Origin of the sequence: Kitasatospora sp. NBC_00458 (genome assembly GCF_036013975.1) — a bacterium.
Classification (GTDB): domain Bacteria; phylum Actinomycetota; class Actinomycetes; order Streptomycetales; family Streptomycetaceae; genus Kitasatospora.
Genome location: NZ_CP107904.1, coordinates 5983294 through 6002513 on the forward strand (window position 1 = coordinate 5983294; position 19220 = coordinate 6002513).

At 74.7% G+C, this 19220-nt stretch carries 13 protein-coding genes; 12 read left to right on the forward strand and 1 reads right to left on the reverse strand.

Annotated elements, in window-relative coordinates; all coding sequences use genetic code 11:
* Positions 1 to 130: 130 nt before the first annotated feature.
* The 7 genes from OG550_RS24990 (at position 131) to OG550_RS25020 (ending at position 8656) form a co-directional block, all read left to right on the forward strand.
* Positions 131 to 769: a response regulator gene (locus OG550_RS24990; RefSeq protein WP_327681110.1), complete on the forward strand. Its 639-nt coding sequence runs from the start codon at positions 131 to 133 to the stop codon at positions 767 to 769.
* 169 nt (positions 770 to 938) lie between these two features.
* Entirely contained in the window at positions 939 to 3620 is a 2682-nt protein-coding gene (locus OG550_RS24995; RefSeq protein ID WP_327681112.1) for a DNA translocase FtsK, read from the forward strand.
* A 385-nt stretch (positions 3621 to 4005) separates the two neighbouring features.
* Positions 4006 to 4881, forward strand: coding sequence for a helix-turn-helix domain-containing protein (locus OG550_RS25000; protein WP_327681114.1), 876 nt, complete (start codon positions 4006 to 4008; stop codon positions 4879 to 4881).
* A 96-nt stretch (positions 4882 to 4977) separates the two neighbouring features.
* Positions 4978 to 6450 (forward strand): 30S ribosomal protein S12 methylthiotransferase RimO, encoded by a 1473-nt coding sequence (rimO, locus tag OG550_RS25005; protein ID WP_327681115.1) that lies wholly within the window; start codon positions 4978 to 4980, stop codon positions 6448 to 6450.
* On the forward strand, positions 6447 to 7082 hold the full coding sequence (gene pgsA / locus OG550_RS25010) for a CDP-diacylglycerol--glycerol-3-phosphate 3-phosphatidyltransferase (protein ID WP_327681117.1): 636 nt from the start codon (positions 6447 to 6449) through the stop codon (positions 7080 to 7082). The genes rimO and pgsA overlap by 4 nt, the downstream gene beginning before the upstream one ends.
* 309 nt (positions 7083 to 7391) lie before the next feature.
* Positions 7392 to 7868, forward strand: a complete 477-nt coding sequence (locus OG550_RS25015; RefSeq protein ID WP_327684120.1) for a CinA family protein — start codon at positions 7392 to 7394, stop codon at positions 7866 to 7868.
* Positions 7869 to 8287: 419 nt separating this feature from the next.
* Entirely contained in the window at positions 8288 to 8656 is a 369-nt protein-coding gene (locus tag OG550_RS25020; protein ID WP_327681118.1) for a helix-turn-helix domain-containing protein, read from the forward strand.
* A gap of 424 nt (positions 8657 to 9080) precedes the next feature.
* Here OG550_RS25020 and OG550_RS25025 read toward each other — a convergent pair whose 3' ends face one another.
* Entirely contained in the window at positions 9081 to 13793 is a 4713-nt protein-coding gene (locus tag OG550_RS25025) for an ATP-dependent helicase (RefSeq protein WP_327681120.1), read from the reverse strand.
* A 281-nt stretch (positions 13794 to 14074) separates the two neighbouring features.
* Here OG550_RS25025 and OG550_RS25030 point away from each other — a divergent pair, with 281 nt between their 5' ends.
* The 5 genes from OG550_RS25030 (at position 14075) to recA (ending at position 19219) form a co-directional block, all read left to right on the forward strand.
* Positions 14075 to 15604, forward strand: a complete 1530-nt coding sequence (locus OG550_RS25030) for a S8 family serine peptidase (RefSeq protein WP_327681123.1) — start codon at positions 14075 to 14077, stop codon at positions 15602 to 15604.
* 122 nt (positions 15605 to 15726) lie between these two features.
* Positions 15727 to 16284, forward strand: coding sequence for a GNAT family N-acetyltransferase (locus OG550_RS25035; protein ID WP_327681125.1), 558 nt, complete (start codon positions 15727 to 15729; stop codon positions 16282 to 16284).
* 29 nt (positions 16285 to 16313) lie between these two features.
* The gene (locus OG550_RS25040) at positions 16314 to 16508 is read left to right on the forward strand and encodes a DUF3046 domain-containing protein (RefSeq protein ID WP_327681126.1); all 195 of its coding nucleotides are present in this window, start codon (positions 16314 to 16316) and stop codon (positions 16506 to 16508) included.
* A gap of 172 nt (positions 16509 to 16680) precedes the next feature.
* Complete coding sequence (locus OG550_RS25045) at positions 16681 to 17940, forward strand: AI-2E family transporter (RefSeq protein ID WP_327684122.1); 1260 nt, start codon at positions 16681 to 16683, stop codon at positions 17938 to 17940.
* A gap of 154 nt (positions 17941 to 18094) precedes the next feature.
* Complete coding sequence (recA, locus tag OG550_RS25050; RefSeq protein WP_327681128.1) at positions 18095 to 19219, forward strand: recombinase RecA; 1125 nt, start codon at positions 18095 to 18097, stop codon at positions 19217 to 19219.
* Position 19220: the final 1 nt, after the last annotated feature.

Consider the following 19220-nt stretch of genomic DNA (forward strand, 5'->3'; position numbering starts at 1 on the left):
GCGTGCCGCTCCGGACCCAGAGGTGACGGAGCGATGTGCCGGGCGAGGGGGTGCGGCTAGCATGACCGGGGTAGTGGTGGGCAGTACGCGGGTGCCTTCCCCAGGTAGGCAGGCGACAGGAGGGCGCGTCGTGATGCAGAAGGCGAAGATCCTCCTGGTCGACGACCGACCGGAGAACCTGCTGGCGCTGGAGGCGATCCTCTCGGCGCTGGACCAGACCCTGGTCCGGGCGGCCTCGGGTGAGGAGGCGCTCAAGGCGCTGCTCACCGACGATTTCGCGGTGATCCTGCTGGACGTGCAGATGCCCGGGATGGACGGCTTCGAGACGGCCGCCCACATCAAGCGGCGCGAGCGCACCCGGGACATCCCGATCATCTTCCTGACCGCGATCAACCACGGGCCGCACCACACCTTCCGCGGCTACGCGGCCGGTGCGGTCGACTACATCTCCAAGCCGTTCGACCCGTGGGTGCTGCGCGCCAAGGTCTCGGTCTTCGTGGACCTGTACATGAAGAACTGCCAGCTGAAGGAGCAGGCCGCGCTGCTCCGGCTGCAGCTGGAGGAGAGCGGGGCGGAGCCGGCCATCGGCGGTGCGCTGCTGGGCGAGCTGTCGGCGCGGCTGGCGTCTGTCGAGGAGCAGGCCGAGGCGCTGACCAAGCAGCTGGACGGCACCGAGGACAGCGGGGTCGCGGCCACCGCGGCGCACCTGGAGCGCAAGCTCGCGGGACTGCGGCGCGCGCTGGACGCACTGCGCCCCGGCGCCGGCTAGGGCCCGCCCCGGGACGCCTGGGAGGGGGCGGAAAGCGGGGCGGAGAGCGCCGGTCCGTTCCTTCGTCCGGGTGAACCGCGACCGGTGTGACGGTGTGTCTGCGACACGTCCCGGCACCCCGGTCCGACGACGTGGGCACAGGTCCCGCACCCCGGTAGGCTGCTGACCCATGGCCACACGCACGCCCGGAAGCGCGGCACGCAACCCGAGTCCGGGACCGTCCAAGAAGGCCGCGGCGAAGGCTCCGGCCAAGCCGCCAGCGAAGAAGGCGGCGGCCAAGAAGGCCGCCCCCGCGAAGAAGACGGCGGCCAAGCCCGCCGCCCCGGCGCCCCCCGCACCCCGGCCGATACTCTTCCGCGCCGTGCGCGCCGTCTGGCTCGGCACGGCGCACGGCATCGGCGCGGTCTTCCGCGGGTTCGGCGACGGCGCCAAGAACCTGGACCCGGCGCACCGCAAGGACGGCGTCGGCCTGCTGCTGCTCGCACTCGCCCTGGTCACCGCGGCCGGCACCTGGTTCAGCCCGCAGGGCTGGCTGGGCGAGGCGGCCACCAACGTGGTCTCCGGTCTGTTCGGCCGGCTCGATGCGCTGGTGCCGTTCCTGCTGGCCGCGGTCGGGGTCCGGCTGATGCGCCACCCGGAGCTGCCGGAGGCCAACGGGCGGATCATGATCGGCATGAGCACGCTGCTGGTCGGGGTGCTCGGCCTGGTCCACATCGGCTGCGGCGCGCCCATGATGGGCAGCGGGGCGACCCGGATAAGGACGGCCGGCGGGATCATCGGCTGGGCCGCCTCCACCCCGATGATGGCCGCCGCCGGGCCCGCGCTCGCGGTGCCGCTGCTCCTGCTGATCGCCTTCTTCGGCCTGCTGGTCACCACCGCCACCCCGGTCAACCGGATCGGCGAGCGGGTGCGCGCCGTCGGGGTCCGGCTGGGCGTGGTCGAACCGGGGCCGCAGGAGGCGGAAACCGGGGGGCGCACGCCGGAGCGCGAGCTCTCCAACGAGCCGCCCGAGGACGCCGACCCGTCGGCGCTGCCCTTCACGGTGGACACCGACGGTGACGGCCTCGACGAGGTGGCCGCCCGCCGGCGCCGCCGCAGGCGCAAGCCGACCGGGGAGCCGGCCGCCGAACCGGACCCCTTCGCCGAGGAGGCCGCCGACCCGTACGCCACCCGGGACCTCGCCGCCGGCGCCGCCGCCGACCTGGACGGCGCGCTGGTCTACGGCGTGCCCGCCTCCTCGGCGGTGGCGGACATGATGCACCAGGTGCAGGACCGCACCGCCCCGCCCGAGGAGGCGGCCGTCCCGGCCGCCCGCACCGGCGGCCACGCCGCCCCCGACGAGCACGGCCCGGCGCCCGTCCGGATGGAGCAGCTCCAGCTCTCGGCCGGCCTCACCTACGCGCTCCCCCCGCTCGACCTGCTGGACCGCGGCGGCCCGGCCAAGGCCCGCAGCGCCCTCAACGACGAGGTGGTCGCCCAGCTCACCGGCGTCTTCGCCGAGTTCAAGGTGGACGCCCGGGTGACCGGCTTCACCCGCGGCCCGACGGTCACCCGCTACGAGGTCGAGCTCGGCCCGGCCGTCAAGGTCGAGCGGATCACCGCCCTCGGCAAGAACATCGCGTACGCGGTGGCCAGCCCGGACGTGCGGATCATCAGCCCGATCCCGGGCAAGTCGGCGGTCGGCATCGAGATCCCGAACCGGGACCGCGAGATGGTCAACCTCGGCGACCTGCTGCGCTCGCGCACGGCCGCCGAGGACACCCACCCGATGGTCGTCGGCATGGGCAAGGACGTCGAGGGCCACACCGTGATGGCCAACCTCGCCAAGATGCCGCACATCCTGGTGGCCGGCGCGACCGGCGCGGGGAAGTCCTCCTGCATCAACTGCCTGATCACCTCGGTGCTGGCCCGGGCCACCCCGGACGAGGTGCGGATGGTGCTGGTCGACCCCAAGCGGGTCGAGCTGACCGCGTACGAGGGCATCCCGCACCTGATCACGCCGATCATCACCAACCCGAAGAAGGCCGCCGAGGCCCTCCAGTGGGTGGTGCGCGAGATGGACATGCGGTACGACGACCTCGCCGCGTACGGCTTCCGGCACGTGGACGACTTCAACGCGGCCGTCCGGGCCGGCACGGTCACCCCGCCGCTCGGCAGCGAGCGCGAGCTGACGCCGTACCCGTACCTGCTGGTGATCGTCGACGAGCTGGCCGACCTGATGATGGTCGCCCCGCGGGACGTCGAGGACTCCGTGGTCCGGATCACCCAGCTCGCCCGCGCGGCCGGCATCCACCTGGTGCTGGCCACCCAGCGGCCCTCGGTCGACGTGGTCACCGGCCTGATCAAGGCCAACGTGCCGTCCCGGCTGGCCTTCGCGACCTCGGCGATGGCGGACTCCCGGGTCATCCTGGACCAGCCCGGCGCCGAGAAGCTGATCGGCAAGGGCGACGCGCTGTTCCTGCCGATGGGGGCGAGCAAGCCGGTCCGGATGCAGGGCGCGTTCGTCACCGAGGCGGAGATCGCCGCGGTGGTGAAGCACTGCAAGGAGCAGCTGTCCGCCGTCTACCGGGACGACGTGACGGTCGGCGGCGGGCCGAAGAAGGAGATCGACGAGGAGATCGGCGACGACCTGGAGCTGCTGATCCAGGCGGCCGAGCTGGTCGTCTCCACCCAGTTCGGATCCACCTCGATGCTCCAGCGCAAGCTGCGGGTCGGGTTCGCCAAGGCCGGCCGGCTGATGGACCTGATGGAGTCGCGGGGCATCGTCGGTCCGAGCGAGGGCTCCAAGGCCCGCGACGTGCTGGTGAAGCCCGACGAACTGGACGGCGTGATCGTCACCATCCGCGGCTGACGGACCCCCGGCCGGAGCAGCGGGCACCCCGTCGGGTGCGGCCGCCCGGGCGGGGACTCCCGCCGCTCCGGGGCCGTGCCCCCGGGCCGCCCGGTGCCCGGCGGACCAGGGGCGGCGGGAGGGTGTTCACCCGTACGGACGGGGGTAGGCGCCCGGTGCGGAACCGATCGGGTGCGTACCGCGTCCCATGAGCCACACCGGACGCGCGGCCGGGCCCGGGGTGCTCCGGCGGCGGTGACCCCCCGTGCTGACGGGCGGTCAGTGCACGCCCGGCCCCGCGTCGGGCCGGCCGGACGCATTCGGTCCTGTTCCGCTTGAGAAACGATCCGCCCGCGCCCCTAGACTGTTCCCCAGCAGGTGGCCCACCGCTCGAAAGGCGTGCACCGTGACCATCGGCAAGTCCCCCGACCGCGAGAACGCCCCGTCGTCCGCCCTGCCCCCCGGGGCCGCGGAACAGACGGCCGATGCGCCGAGCATCGGCCGGGTGCTGTCCGCCGCCCGGATCGAGGCCGGGCTCACGGTGGATCAGGTGAGTGGTGCCACCCGGGTGCGGGTGCCGCTCGTCCACGCCATCGAGGAGGACGACTTCGCCCGCTGCGGCGGCGACTTCTACGCCCGCGGACACATCCGCTCGATCGCGCAGGTGGTCGGCGTGGACGGCGAGGCCCTGGTGGCCCGGTACGACGCCGACCACGGCGGCTCCCCGGCCTCGCGGCGGCCGACCCAGCTGATCGAGAGCGGGCCGATCAAGGTCCCGGGCCGGGGCCGGCCGAACTGGACGGCCGCGATGGTCGCGGCGATCGTCGCGGTGGTCGGGCTGATCGGCTTCAACCTCGTCAGCGGCAAGACCACCACCGCCACCACCACCGGCTCGGCCAGCGCCCCGCTGCCCTCCGGCTCCGGGACCGGCTCGGTCGCCCCGGCGGCGCCCGCGCCGACCCCGACCGTGCAGCCGCCCGCTCCGGTGCCCAGCGCCGCCGCGATCGCCGCCGCCCCGGCCGACAAGGTCACCGTGAAGCTGGTCGCCGAGAAGGACACCAGCTGGGTGTCGGCGGTCGACGGCAACGGGAAGTCGCTGTACCAGAACAACATCGAGGAGGGTCAGGACCAGACCTTCACCGACCCCAAGCAGATCAAGCTGGTGATCGGCAACGCCGGCGCCGTGCACGTGTACGTCAACGGCAAGGACCTCGGCCCGGCGGGCAAGAACGGCCAGGTGGTGCACGTCACGTACACCCCGGGAGACCCGCAGGCGGGCTGATCGCAGGGGGCGTCCGGGCCGGGCCGGAACCCGTGGAGCGAGGCGCGCGGCCTCCGGGGCGAACGGCTCCGGCGGCCGCGCGTTAATCTTGGCCCTATGCCTGAACGCCGTACTGTCGCCCTTGTCACGCTCGGATGCGCCCGCAACGAGGTGGACTCCGAGGAACTCGCCGGGCGACTGGAAGCCGACGGCTGGTTGCTCGTGGACGACGCCGCCGAAGCCGATGTCGCCGTCGTCAACACCTGTGGCTTCGTCGAGGCCGCCAAGAAGGACTCCGTCGACGCCCTGCTGGAGGCCAACGACCTCAAGGGCCACGGCCGCACCCAGGCGGTCGTCGCGGTCGGCTGCATGGCCGAGCGGTACGGCAAGGAGCTGGCCGACGCGCTGCCCGAGGCGGACGGCGTGCTCGGCTTCGACGACTACTCGGACATCTCCGACCGCCTGCAGACCATCCTCTCCGGCGGCCACCACGCCCCGCACATCCCCCGCGACCGCCGCAAGCTGCTGCCGCTGAGCCCGGTCGAGCGGCAGGCCGCCGCCGCCGAGGTCGCCCTGCCCGGCCACGGAGCCCCCGAGGACCTCCCGGAGGGCCTCGCCCCGGCCTCCGGGCCGCGCACCCTGCGCAAGCGGCTGGACGACAGCCCGGTGGCCTCCGTCAAGCTCGCCTCCGGCTGCGACCGGCGGTGCTCCTTCTGCGCCATCCCGGCCTTCCGCGGCTCGTTCATCTCCCGCCGCCCCTCCGACGTGCTGCACGAGGCCCAGTGGCTGGCCGAGCAGGGCGTCCGCGAGGTCGTCCTGGTCAGCGAGAACAACACCTCGTACGGCAAGGACCTCGGGGACATCCGGCTGCTGGAGACGCTGCTCACCGAGATCGCGGAGCTCGACGGCGTCGAGCGGGTCCGGGTCTCCTACCTGCAGCCCGCCGAGATGCGCCCCGGGCTGATCGACGCGATGACCGGCACCGCGGACGTGGTGCCCTACTTCGACCTCTCGTTCCAGCACTCGGCGCCGGCGGTGCTCCGCCGGATGCGCCGCTTCGGCTCCACCGACCAGTTCCTGGAGCTGCTCGGGACGATCCGCTCCAAGGCCCCGCAGGCCGGTGCCCGGTCCAACTTCATCGTGGGCTTCCCCGGCGAGACCGAGGCGGACTTCGCCGAGCTGGAGCGGTTCGTCACCGGCGCCGGGCTGGACGCGATCGGCGTCTTCGGCTACTCCGACGAGGAGGGCACCGAGGCCGCCGGCTACCAGGACAAGCTGCCCGAGGACGTGGTCGCGGACCGGCTGGCGAGGCTCAGCCGGCTCGCCGAGGAGATGACCGCCCAGCGGGCCGAGCAGCGGATCGGCACCGAGGTCGAGGTGCTGGTCGAGTCGGTCGACGGCGACCTGGTCGAGGGCCGCGCCGCCCACCAGGCCCCGGAGACCGACGGGATCACCACGCTCACCGGCGTCGAGCACCCCGAGGTGGGCGGCTTCTACCGCGCCCGGGTGGTCGCCAGCGAGGGCGTCGACCTGGTCGCCGAGGCGCTGGAGCAGGTGCGCGTCCGCCGGGCACCGGGAGCAGGGGAATGACCCACGGGCCCGGCGCCCCGGCCGCGGCCCACCCGGGCAGACCGGAGGCCGCGGTGCCGCCGTCGCCGGGGATCTGGAACATCGCCAACATGCTCACGATGCTCCGGCTGCTGCTCGTGCCGGTCTTCGTGACGCTGCTCTTCGCCGACGGCGGCCACGACCCGAAGTGGCGCTCGGTGGCCTGGGCCACCTTCGCCGTCGCGATGATCACCGACCTGTTCGACGGGGAGCTGGCCCGCCGCAAGGGCCTGGTCACCGACTTCGGCAAGATCGCCGACCCGATCGCCGACAAGGCGATCATGGGCGCGGCGCTGATCGGCCTCTCGGTGCTGGGCGACCTGCCGTGGTGGATCACCGTGGTGATCCTGGCCCGCGAGCTCGGCATCACGCTGATGCGGTTCTGGGTGATCCGCTTCGGCGTGATCCCGGCCAGCCGGGGCGGCAAGCTGAAGACGCTCACCCAGGGCATCGCGGTCGGGATGTACGTCCTGGAGCTGACCGGCTGGCTGGCCACCGCCCGGGCCGTGCTGATGGGCCTCGCGGTGCTGCTGACCATCGGCACCGCGCTGGACTACATCGGGCAGGCCCTGCGGATGCGGCGCGAGGGACTGGCGGCGCGCACGGGGCGCTGAGACCCCGCCGCGCCGCCTCCGGCCGGACCGGGGCCGACCGGCGGTCGATCGCGGTCGATCCGGTTTCCGCCCGTCGAGGCGGGGGGCTCCGGGGGCCTGCCGGGCTCACAATGGCGGGTACTCCGGGGCGGGCCCGGGGTGCGAGGGAGGGACGTCGGGATGAGTGGCAGAGCTGCGACGGACGGCAGAACCGACTCAGGTACGGCCGCGGGGGCCGGGCCGGCGGGGCACGAATCGGCGGGGCACGAATCGGCGGGGCACGAATCGGCGGACCGCGGGCCGGCGGACCACGGCCCGGCGGACTACGGGCTGGCGGAGCGGGCGCACGCCGCGCTCCGCGCCGAGGGCGGCACGGTGGCCGTCGCCGAGTCGCTGACCGGGGGGCTGCTGGCGGCCGCGCTGGTGGACGTCCCCGGGGCGTCCACGACCTTCCGGGGCTCGGTGACCGCGTACGCGACCGAGCTGAAGGCCTCGGTGCTCGGGGTCGACGAGGGCCTGCTGGAGGTCAGCGGGCCGGTCCACCCGGTGGTGGCCCGGCAGATGGCCGAGGGCGTGCGGAAGCTGCTGGGTGCCACCTACGGGGTCGCGACGACCGGAGTGGCCGGTCCGGACCCGCAGGACGGGCAGGCGGTGGGCACCGTATACCTCGCGGTCGCGGGCCCCGGGGGAAGTCTGGTCACTTCGCCCCGGTTGTCGGGGGAGCGTGCCACAATCCGTCACAGGGCGGTGACCGCCGCTCTGGAGCTGCTCGTCGGGCGGCTTCCGTCCGGTACGCCCACGCACTGAGTCTTCGTCCGCCACCGTTCCCGCCGCTCGCCCGACCCGTCACCGCGGCGGTGCCGCCGGGGCGCCGCCGGGGCCGCCACCGCGGTGCCCGGGGGCCTCCGGAGCTCCGTACACCAAGATCTCCACCGAACCGAGATCTGCCGAACTGGCGTACGGGCATCGTGCGGCTGGAGGATCGTGTTACACCGGTGGTCCTGGTTGGGCAGAAACCAGGTGGCGAACGAGTGGCGCGGCGGTGGCCGGGTGCCGCCCGGAGGGTACGACGAGGTGCCCGCAGACCCGGGTGCGACACCGAAATTGGGGAGGGGACAGCCTTGCAGCCCAGAGTGAACACGACCATGGTCCCCGCACGCGAAGCGGGCAAGGCGGTACGGTGGGGACGTGACATCTCGATCCGCAGTCCGAGGAGGGAGGCACCGATGATCCTGCTTCGTCGCCTACTGGGCGATGTACTGCGTCGGCAGCGCCAGCGCCAGGGCCGCACACTCCGCGAGGTGTCGGCAGCCGCCAGGGTTTCGCTCGGTTACCTCTCCGAGGTCGAGCGGGGTCAGAAGGAGGCCTCCTCGGAGCTGCTCTCCGCCATCTGCGACGCACTCGACGTCCGGATGTCCGAGGTCATGCGCGAGGTCAGCGACGAACTGTCGCTCGCCGAACTTGCGGCGATGGCCACCCTCTCCGAAGGTGAACTGCTGAGGCCGGTGCTCGAACCGGTGCAGCTGCCCGCCCCCGGCGCCGACCGGGCGAACATGTCGCCCAAGGCCGCCGCGATGGACGTGGTCGCCGCCTGATCCGGCCTCGACACCCGGGCGCCTGGTGCCCGGGGCGAGCGAAGGAGGGCGGTCGTGCGGAGAACGGCGGTGGTGCGTGCCGGGGCCCGAATACGGTTCCGACGGCGGTGGCCGCAGCCGGTCCGCCGCGGTCTGCCGGTCCTGGCCGGCGGGCTCGGCTGGTGGTTGCTGGCCGCCCCCGGGCAACTGACCGGCGGCGCGGTGCCGGTCCTGCTGGCTGCCGGCGGGTGGGGGCTCGGGTTGATCCCGGTCCACGCCGACCGGCTGTCCACCGGACCGTCAAGGCGCCGGACGGGTGAGACGACGGCCCGGTTGGAGGCGGAGCCTCCGATCGGGTGAGGAACGTGTACGAGGGCCGCGGTACCGGACTCCGGTACCGCGGCCCTCGCCGTTCGCGCGCCCGGCAGGATCCGGAGGAGAGGGCCTAAGGCCGCAGGCGCAGCCCGCGCGGGGTGGCGTGGAAGCCGGCCTCCTCCAGGGCGGCCCCGAGGTCGGAGCCGAGGGCGGGGGCGCCGTTGGCCCGTTCGACGGTGACGCTCCCGAGCGCCCCCGCGCGGACCGCGCCGGCCAGCGCACCGGTCGCGGCGGCGATCGTCGCCGGATCCTCCGGCCAGGCCAGCAGCGACTTGCCGCCGCGCTCGACGTAGAGGCTCAGCTCGCCGTCGACCAGGACCACCAGGGCGCCCGCCTTCCGGCCCGGCCGGTGGGCCCTGGCCGCGGCGCCGTCACCCGCGCCGCCGCCCGCGCCGGTCGGCGGTTCGGGCCAGGGCAGTGCGGCGCCGTACGCGTTGGCGGGGTCGGCGGCGGCCAGCACCAGTGCCTGCGGCGGCTCGGCGGCCGGGGCGGCCGGCCACTCGGCGGCCCCGGCCCGCTCCAGCCGGCCGTTGACCGACCGCAGCCGGTCGGCCGCGCCCTCCATGGCGAACTGGGCGCCGCCCAGCCCCTCCACGAAGTAGCCCCGGCGGGTCCGGCCGCGCTCCTCCATCGCGGTGAGCACCCGGTAGACCCCGGCGAAGCCGCCCGGGACCCGCTCGGCCGCCACCGCGCCCCGGGTGAGCAGGCCGTGCCGGTCCAGCAGGCTCTGCGCCTGGGCGGTGGCCCGTACGGTCTGCTCGGTGCTGAACGCGGGCAGCAGCGACCAGCGCCCGCCGACCGTCGGGGGACCGCTGCGCAGCGCGCCGCCGGCCCGGCCGAAGGGGCGGCCCGCGCCGCCGTAGCGGCCGCGCGGGACGGCCCGGGGCGCCCGGTGCGCGGTGGACCCGGCCGTCCGGCCGGAGCCGAGCAGGGCGCGCAGCGGGGCGAGGGTGTCGTTGCCGACGTAGCCCGCCCAGACGAGGTCCCAGAGCGCCTCGACGAGCTCCGGCTCGGGGGTGTCCGGCAGGTGCGCGACCAGCTGGCGGAAGAAGAGGCCGTAGCCGCCCGCCAGCGCCTCCAGCAGTGCGGTGTGCACCGGGGTGACGGTGGGCGGGACCGGCTCGGGGCGCAGCAGCCGGGCGTTCTCGGCCAGGTGCAGGCTGATCCAGCCGTCCTTGCCGGGCAGGGCGCCGGCGCCGGTCCAGCCGATCTCGCCGGCGGCCATCAGCTCGTCCAGGAGAGCGGGGGAGTAGTCGGCGAGCCGGGCCGGGAGGATCAGCTTCTCCAGCGCGGAGGCGGGCAGCGCGGTGCCCTGGAGCTGCTCGACCACCCGGAGCAGGCCGTCCGGGCCGCGCAGCCGGTGGCCGGCCAGGTGCTGCCACTGCGGCAGGAAGGCGGCCAGGGCGCGCGGAGGGACGGGCTCGACCTCCTGGCGCAGGGCGGCCAGCGAGCGGCGGCGCAGCCTGCGCAGCACCTCGGCGTCGCACCATTCGACGGTGGCGGTGTGGCCCTCGACCGGTCTGAACTCGCCCTGGACCAGGCGGCCGGCGGAGGTCAGCCGGTGCAGGGTGCCGGTGACCACGGCCGCGCCGAGGCCGAAGCGCTCGGCGGCCTCCGCCGCGGTGAACGGCCCGTGGGTGCGGGCGTGTCGGGCGAGGAGGTCGCCCAGCGGGTCCTTGACCGGTTCGGTGAAGGCCTCGGGGACGCCGACCGGGAGCGGGGTGCCGAGGGCGTCGCGCAGCCGCCCGGCGTCCTCGACGGCGGCCCAGCGGTGCTCGCCGGCGATCCGGACCCGGATCACCCGGCGGGCGGCCTCCAGCTCCAGGGCCCAGACCGGCTCGGCGCCCCTGGCGGTCAGCTCGGCCTCGCCGAGCGGGCCGAGCAGGCGCAGCGTGTCGGCCACGCCCTCGGCGTCCCTGATCCGGCGCTCGGGGGTGAGCCGCTGGAGCTCGGCCTCCAGCTCGGCGAGGACCCGGGGGTCGAGCAGCTCGCGCAGCTCGGCCTGGCCGAGGAGTTCGGAGAGCAGCCGGGAGTCGAGCGAGAGGGCGGCGGCGCGCCGCTCGGCGAGCGGGGAGTCGCCCTCGTACAGGAACTGTGCGACGTAGCCGAAGAGCAGTGAGCGGGCGAAGGGCGAGGGCTCGGTGGTGGTGACCTCGACCAGCCGGACGGCGCGGGATTCGAGGTCCGCCATCAGCTCGACCAGACCGGGGACGTCGAAGACGTCCTGGAGGCATTCGCGGACCGCCTCCAGCACGATCGGGAAGGACCCGTACTCGGAGGCGACCTCCAGCAGCTGGGCGGCGCGCTGGCGCTGCTGCCAGAGCGGGGTGCGCCGCCCCGGGCTGCGGCGGGGGAGCAGCAGGGCGCGGCCGGCGCACTCGCGGAAGCGGGAGGCGAACAGGGCGGAGCCGCCGACCTGGTCGGTGACGAGCTGTTCGATCTCGCCCGGGTCGAAGAGGGCGGCGTCGGCGCCGACCGGGGCGTCGTCGGTGACGGGCCTCCCGGTCGGGGCGCCGAAGTCGAAGTCGAGGCCGGGGGCGAGCAGGTCGGCGTCCGGGAGGCGGAGCACGATGCCGTCGTCGGCGTGCATCACCTGCGGGTCCAGGCCGTGCTTCTCGCGCAGCCGGGCCCCGAGGGCGAGCGCCCAGGGGGCGTGGACCTGGGCGCCGAAGGGGGAGTGGATGACGATCCGCCAGTCGCCCAGCTCGTCGCGGAACCGCTCGACCACGATGGTGCGGTCGTCGGGGAGGTGGCCGCAGGCGGTGCGCTGCTCGGTGAGGTAGTCCAGCAGGTTGCCGGCGGCCCAGTCGTCCAGGCCCGCCTGCCGGAGCCGGGCGGTGGCGGCCTCGGGGTCGAGGGCCCCGAGCTCGCGGGTGAAGGCGCCGAGGGCGCGGCCGAGTTCGAGCGGGCGGCCCAGGGTGTCGCCCTTCCAGAACGGGAGCCGGCCGGGGACGCCGGGGGCGGGGGTGACCAGCACCTTGTCGTGGGTGATCTCCTCGATCCGCCAGGAGGTGGTGCCGAGGGTGAAGACGTCGCCGACCCGTGACTCGTAGACCATCTCCTCGTCCAGCTCGCCCACCCGCCGCCCACCGGTGCCCTTCTTGTCGTCCGTCCCGGCGATGAAGACGCCGAACAGGCCGCGGTCGGGGATGGTGCCGCCGGAGGTGACGGCGAGCCGCTGGGCGCCGGGCCGGCCGGTCACGGTGCCGGCGACCCGGTCCCAGACCAGGCGCGGGCGCAGTTCGGCGAAGGCGTCCGAGGGGTAGCGGCCGGCCAGCATGTCGAGCACGGCGTCGAAGGCGGACTGCGGCAGGGTCGCGAACGGCGCGGCCCGGCGGACCACGGCGAGCAGGTCGTCCACCGGCCAGGTGTCCAGCGCCGTCATCGCGACCAGCTGCTGGGCCAGGACGTCGAGCGGGTTGCGCGGGATGCGCAGCGCCTCGATCCGGCCGGCCCGCATCCGCTCGGTGACCACGGCGGACTGGACGAGGTCCCCGCGGTACTTGGGGAAGACGACGCCGGTGGAGACCGCGCCGACCTGGTGGCCGGCCCGGCCGACCCGCTGCAGTCCGGAGGCGACCGAGGGCGGGGACTCGACCTGGACCACCAGCTCGACGGCGCCCATGTCGATGCCGAGCTCCAGGCTGGAGGTGGCGACCACGGCGGGCAGCCGGCCGGCCTTGAGCTCCTCCTCGACGAGGGCGCGCTGCTCCTTGGAGACCGAGCCGTGGTGGGCCCGGGCGATCACCGGCGGGGCGCCCCTGGCGGCGCCGGAGCCGCCCATCAGCAGGGCGGGGGCGTGGTCCTCGGGGGCGGCGGCGCCGGTGGCGCGCTCCAGGGCGATCTCGTTCAGCCGGTTGCAGAGCCGCTCGGCGAGGCGGCGGGAGTTGGCGAAGACGATGGTCGAGCGGTGGGCCTGGACGAGGTCGACGATCCGCTCCTCGACGTGCGGCCAGATCGAGTTCTGCCGGGCCGGGTCGCCGTCGGCGGCGGCGCCGACGGCGGGGGCGGCGGGCAGGTCGTCGAGATCCGGGACGGGGACGACCACGGACAGGTCGAACTCCTTGGCGGAGGGCGGCTGGACGACGGTGGCGCCGCGGCCCGGGCTGAGGAAGCGGGCCACCTCCTCGACCGGGCGGACGGTGGCGGAGAGGCCGATCCGGCGGGCCGGACGGTCCAGCAGCTCGTCCAGGCGCTCCAGGGAGAGTGCCAGGTGGGCGCCGCGCTTGGTGCCGGCGACGGCGTGCACCTCGTCCAGGATCACCGTGTCGACGCCGCGCAGCGCCTCGCGGGAGGCGGAGGTGAGCAGCAGGAAGAGCGACTCGGGGGTGGTGATCAGGATGTCCGGCGGGTGGGTGGCGAAGCGGCGGCGGTCGGCGGCCGGGGTGTCGCCGGAGCGGATGCCGACCTGGACGTCGGGCTCGGGCAGGCCGAGCCGGACGGCGGCCTGGCGCAGGCCGGTCAGCGGGGCGCGGAGGTTCCGTTCGACGTCGACCGCGAGGGCCTTGAGCGGCGAGATGTAGAGGACCCGGCAGCGGCGGGCGGGCTCGGCCGGGGGCGGGGTGGAGCTGAGCCGGTCGAGCGCGGAGAGGAAGGCGGCGAGCGTCTTGCCGGAGCCGGTGGGCGCCACGACCAGGACGTCGGTCCCCTGGTCGATGGCGCGCCAGGCCTCGGCCTGGGCGGCGGTGGGGGCGGAGAAGGCCGCGGTGAACCAGGCCCGGGTGGCCGGGGCGAAGCCGGCCAGCGGATCGGTCGGGGGCGGGGTCTGGTTCTGCGGCGCCATGCCCCCATGGTGCCGTGTGCCACTGACAGCGGCGGGGCCGGTGCGGGGGCGGCCGGCGGGCGAGTCGTCCCGGGCGGCGGACGGGCCGGTGCGGGGGGCGGCGGGCGCGGGCGGGGCGGACCGGCGGGGCGGGTGGCCGTTCGGTGGAGCTGGAAAGGCAAAACGAACAATCGGACCATATGGTGATGATTCAGACCCTGTGATGTCCCTGTGAAGATCAGCCCCTCCTGCGGCCGCCCGACCCCGGACGGCCACCGGGACCGACGAGCGGAGACCGTGCCATGGCGCAGGTGGACCCGTCCCGCCGCGGTCCCGGCCGCGTCCGGACCGGCCGGGCCGTCCGGCCCCGCGCCCGGGGCCCCTTCCGGGTGCTGCTCGCGATGCTGCTCACCGCCCTGGTGGTCGGCGGCGCCGTGCCCTACGTCTCCGGGCCCGGCCGCGCGTACCTCAGCTACCTGGTCCTCGCCGAGCAGGCGGACGCCGCCGGGGCCGCCCGGGCCGCGGCGGAGGCGCGCGCGGCCGGCGGACAGGTCGTCCAGGAGTACCCGCAGATCGGCGCCGTCCTCGCGTACGCCGCCGCCGGGGGCTTCGCCGACGAGGTCAGGGCCCGGCCCGGGGTGGCCGCCGTCGGCGCCACCCGGACGGCACCGGTACCGGGCCCGCCCCGGCCGCTCGACGGCGCCGGCGACTTCGGCCCGGGGGCGGTGCGGGCGGGGAGCGCGGACGGCCGGGACGACACCACCGCCACGGTGGCCGACCCGGCCGAGCACGACGCCTGGAACCTCACCCTGCTCGGAGCCGCCGCCGGCCCGGGCGGCGACACCACCCCGAACCTGCTGGGCGGCCCGGAGACCCCCGCCCTGCGCAAGGTGCTGGTCGCGGTGCTGGACTCCGGCGTCGACGACACCCACCCCGACCTGCGCGCCGCCGTCGACCCCGGGGCGTCCGCCTCCTGCGCCGACGGCCGCCCCGACGCCCGCACCGGCGCCTGGCGCCCCGACGACGGGGTCGGCGAGAGCGGGCACGGCACGCACGTCGCCGGGATCGTCGGCGCCGCCCGGGACGGCCGCGGCGTCAGCGGGGTCGCGCCCGGCGTCCGGATCGCCGCCGTCCGGCTGCTCGGACCGCTCGGCCAGTACTACGCCGAGAACATCGTCTGCGGGATGCTCTGGGCCGCCGACCACGGCGCCAAGGCCGTCAACAACAGCTACTTCGCGGACCCGTGGAAGTACAACTGCCCGGCGGACCGCGACCAGGCCGCGCTGACCGCCGCCGTCGGCCGGGCCGTCGACTACGCGCGCCGGAAGGGCGCCGTGGTGGTCGCCTCTGCGGGCAACGACGGGCAGGACCTCGGCGCCGCCCGCACCGACGAGCGCAGCCCGAACGACCGCACCGCCGGCCCCGCCGAGTCCCGGTACGTCGGCCCCGAGTGCGTCCGGCTGCCCGGTGAGCTGCCCGGCGTGGTCACGGTGACCGCCGTCAACCGGGACGGCCGCCCCTCCGTGTACACCAACCACGGGCGCGGCAGGGTCTCGCTGGCCGCACCCGGCGGCGACCCCGACGGCGGCGCGCAGGGGGCGGTGGTCTCCGACTGGCCCGGCGGCCGGTACGCCGCGCTGGCCGGCACCTCGATGGCCGCCGCGCACGTCACCGGCGCGGTCGCGGTGGCCGCCGCGCTCCACCCGGACTGGGACGCGGACCGGCTCGCCGACCTGCTGGCCGCCACCGCGGCCGCTTCCTGCCCGCCCGGCCCGCACGCCTGCGGCGACCGGCAGTACTACGGGGCGGGGACGCTGACGCTGCCGCGCTGACGGGCCGCGGCGGGCCGGTGTCCCGGCGGGCGGGCGGCGGCCGCGTGAAGCAGGGGGCGGAGGCGGGGAAGGCGGGGGAAAACCGGGTGACGGGTGGGACCGGGGCGGGCGAGGATCGGGGGATGGAGCCCTTCGTCACCACCGAGCGGCTGGTGCTGCGCCGCTTCACCGCCGCCGACGCGGACCGCCTGGAGGAGCTGGACGGCGACCCCGGGGTGATGCGCTACCTCACCGGGGGCCGGCCCACCCCGCGCGAGGTCGTCGAGAACGTCCTGCTGCCGCTGTACTTCGACCACTACCGCCGGTACGGCGACCTCGGCTGGTGGGCCGCGGAGGAGCGGGCGAGCGGGGACTTCCTGGGCTGGTTCGAGTTCCGGCCGCCGGACGGCGACCGCTCCGAGGTCGAGCTCGGCTACCGCCTGCGCCGCCCGGCCTGGGGGCACGGCTACGCCACCGAGGGCGCCCGGGCACTGGTCCGCCGCGGCTTCACCGAGCTCGGGGTGGAGCGGGTGGTGGCCTACACGATGGCGGTCAACCACGGGTCGCGGCGGGTGATGGAGAAGGCCGGGCTCTCCCTGGTCCGGACCTTCCACGAGGATTACCCCGAGGCGATCCCGGGCAGTGAGCAGGGCGAGGTCGAGTACGCACTGGTGGCGGCGGACTGGCGCCCCCCGTCCTGACGGCGGGCCGGTCCGGGATACTGGTGGGCATGAGGCTGACGGAGTTCTGGCGGCGGATGCACGCGCACTTCGGTGAGGCGTACGCGGAGTCCTTCGCCACCGACCACGTGATGAGCGAGCTGGGCGGCCGAACGGTCCGGCAGGCGCTGGACGCCGGCTGGGAGGCCAAGGACGTCTGGCGGGTGGTCTGCGAGACGCAGGGCGTCTCCGCGGTCCTGCGCTGATCCCGGCCCGATGCCCGAACGGGCGTCGGGCATGGGTCAGACTGTGCGGGTGACAAGCAGTGCAGAACCGCAGAATTCGGACAGGTCGGCGCAGGTCGCCGACGAGGCCGCGGGCGCCCCGCCCGCCTCGCCGCCCGCCCGGACCGCCGCCGACGGCATCTGGGGTTCGGGGATGCCGCGCTGGCTGCCCCGGGCGATGGTGCTGGCACTGCTCATGGTCGGGCTGTTCCAGCTCGCCGACTGGGCCTTCCACCAGCTGATCGACCTCTTCGTGATGCTGCTGGTCTCCTTCTTCCTGTCGCTGGCGCTGGAGCCGGCGGTCGACCGGATGGCGGCCCGCGGCGTGCGCCGCGGGGTCGGCACGTTCCTGGTCTTCGTCGCGGTGGCGATAGCGGTGGGCGGCTTCCTGACCGCGCTCGGCACCCTGCTGGTCGACCAGGTCGCGAAGATCGCGGGGGACCTGCCGCACCTGCTCGACAGCCTGATCGACTGGGTCAACCGGACCTTCAACCAGGACCTGTCGCTGGACGAGCTGCAGAAGAAGCTGCTCAAGGACTCCGGCGCCATCGAGAACTACGCCCAGCAGGCCGCCGACAACGTCTGGGGCGTCTCCTCCACCCTGATCGGCGGGCTCTTCCAGGCCTTCACCGTCGGCCTGTTCACCTTCTACTTCACCGCCGACGGCCCCCGGGTGCGACGGACCGTCTGTTCGCTGCTGCCGCCCGCCAAGCAGGGCGAGGTGCTGCGCGCCTGGGAGATCGCGCTGGCCAAGACCGGCGGCTACCTCTACTCGCGGGCGCTGCTCGCCGTCGCCTCGGCGTTCGCGCACTGGGTGATGTTCGCCGTGCTGGACCTGCCGTACGCGGCGGCGCTGGCGATCTGGGTCGGCGTCATGTCGCAGTTCGTGCCGACCATCGGGACCTACCTGGCGGGGGCGCTGCCGGTCCTGGTGGCGCTCACCGTGGAGCCGGTCGACGCGCTCTGGGTCCTGGTGTTCGTGGTGGTCTACCAGCAGGTCGAGAACTACCTGCTGCACCCGCGGATCACCGCGAAGACGGTGGACGTGCACCCGGCGGTGGCGTTCGGCTCGGTGATCGCCGGGGCGGCCCTGCTCGGGGCGGTCGGCGCGCTGATCGCCATCCCGGCGGCGGCCACCCTGCAGGGGTTCGTGGGGACGTACGTGCGCCGGTACGAGGTGGCCACCGACCCGCGGATCGACCGGGGCGAGCAGCGGCGGCACCGGCGGGCGCTGCGCCGGGAGGCGGCGCGGCGGCTGCGGCGGATGGTCGGCGGGGGGCCGGAGGGCGGCTCGGGTGCGGGGCCGGGCTCCGGGTCCGGTTCGAGCTCCGGTTCCGGTTCCGGTTCCGGTTCCGGTTCCGGCTCCGGGCGGGGGCCGGAGGACGGGGGCGGCGCGGAGGGCGGGGGGAAGTAGTCCGAACGGCTCCGGCTTGAATCGAACACTTGTTCTTTGTACTCTCCGGCCAAGAGTTTTCCCCAGGCCGAGCCCGGTCAGGGTCGATTGTCAGTGGGACGCGCTAGCGTCGATGACGATGAAGCGCACAGCACAGAACCCGAGGGTGGAAGCCATGGCAGGTACGGACCGCGAGAAGGCTCTTGAGACCGCACTCGCCCAGATCGAGCGGCAGTTCGGCAAGGGCTCGGTGATGCGCCTGGGCGAGAAGGCCAATGAGCCGATCGAGGTGATCCCCACCGGGTCCACCGCGCTGGACGTCGCCCTCGGAGTCGGTGGCATCCCGCGCGGCCGGGTGGTCGAGATCTACGGCCCCGAGTCCTCCGGCAAGACCACGCTGACCCTGCACCTGGCGGCCAACGCCCAGCGGGCCGGCGGCACGGTGGCCTTCGTCGACGCGGAGCACGCGCTCGACCCGGAGTACGCCAAGAAGCTCGGGGTGGACACCGACGCCCTGCTGGTCAGCCAGCCGGACACCGGTGAGCAGGCGCTGGAGATCACCGACATGCTGATCCGCTCCGGCGCGATCGACCTGGTGATCATCGACTCGGTCGCGGCGCTCGTCCCGCGTGCGGAGATCGAGGGCGAGATGGGCGACTCGCACGTCGGTCTGCAGGCCCGACTGATGAGCCAGGCGCTGCGCAAGATCGCCGGTGCGCTGAACCAGTCGAACACCACCGCGGTGTTCATCAACCAGCTGCGTGAGAAGATCGGCGTCATGTTCGGCTCCCCGGAGACGACGACCGGTGGCCGTGCGCTGAAGTTCTACGCCTCGGTCCGCCTCGACATCCGCCGGATCGAGACCCTGAAGGACGGCACCGAGGCGGTCGGCAACCGCACCCGGGTCAAGGTCGTCAAGAACAAGGTCGCCGCGCCGTTCAAGCAGGCCGAGTTCGACATCCTCTACGGCGTGGGCATCAGCCGCGAGGGCGGCCTGATCGACATGGGCGTCGAGCACGGCTTCATCCGCAAGTCGGGCGCCTGGTACACCTACGAGGGCGACCAGCTCGGCCAGGGCAAGGAGAACGCCCGCAACTTCCTGCGGGACAACCCGCAGCTGGCCGACGAGATCGAGCGCAAGATCAAGGGCAAGCTCGGCATCGGCCCGAAGATCGAGGAGCCGGCCGAGGCCGACGCGGCCGGTGCGGCGGGTGCGGCGGAGGGTGCGGCCAAGCCGATCACCGCGACCGCCGCCAAGACGGCCGCGGCGAAGAAGACGGCGGCGGCTGCCAAGGCCTGAT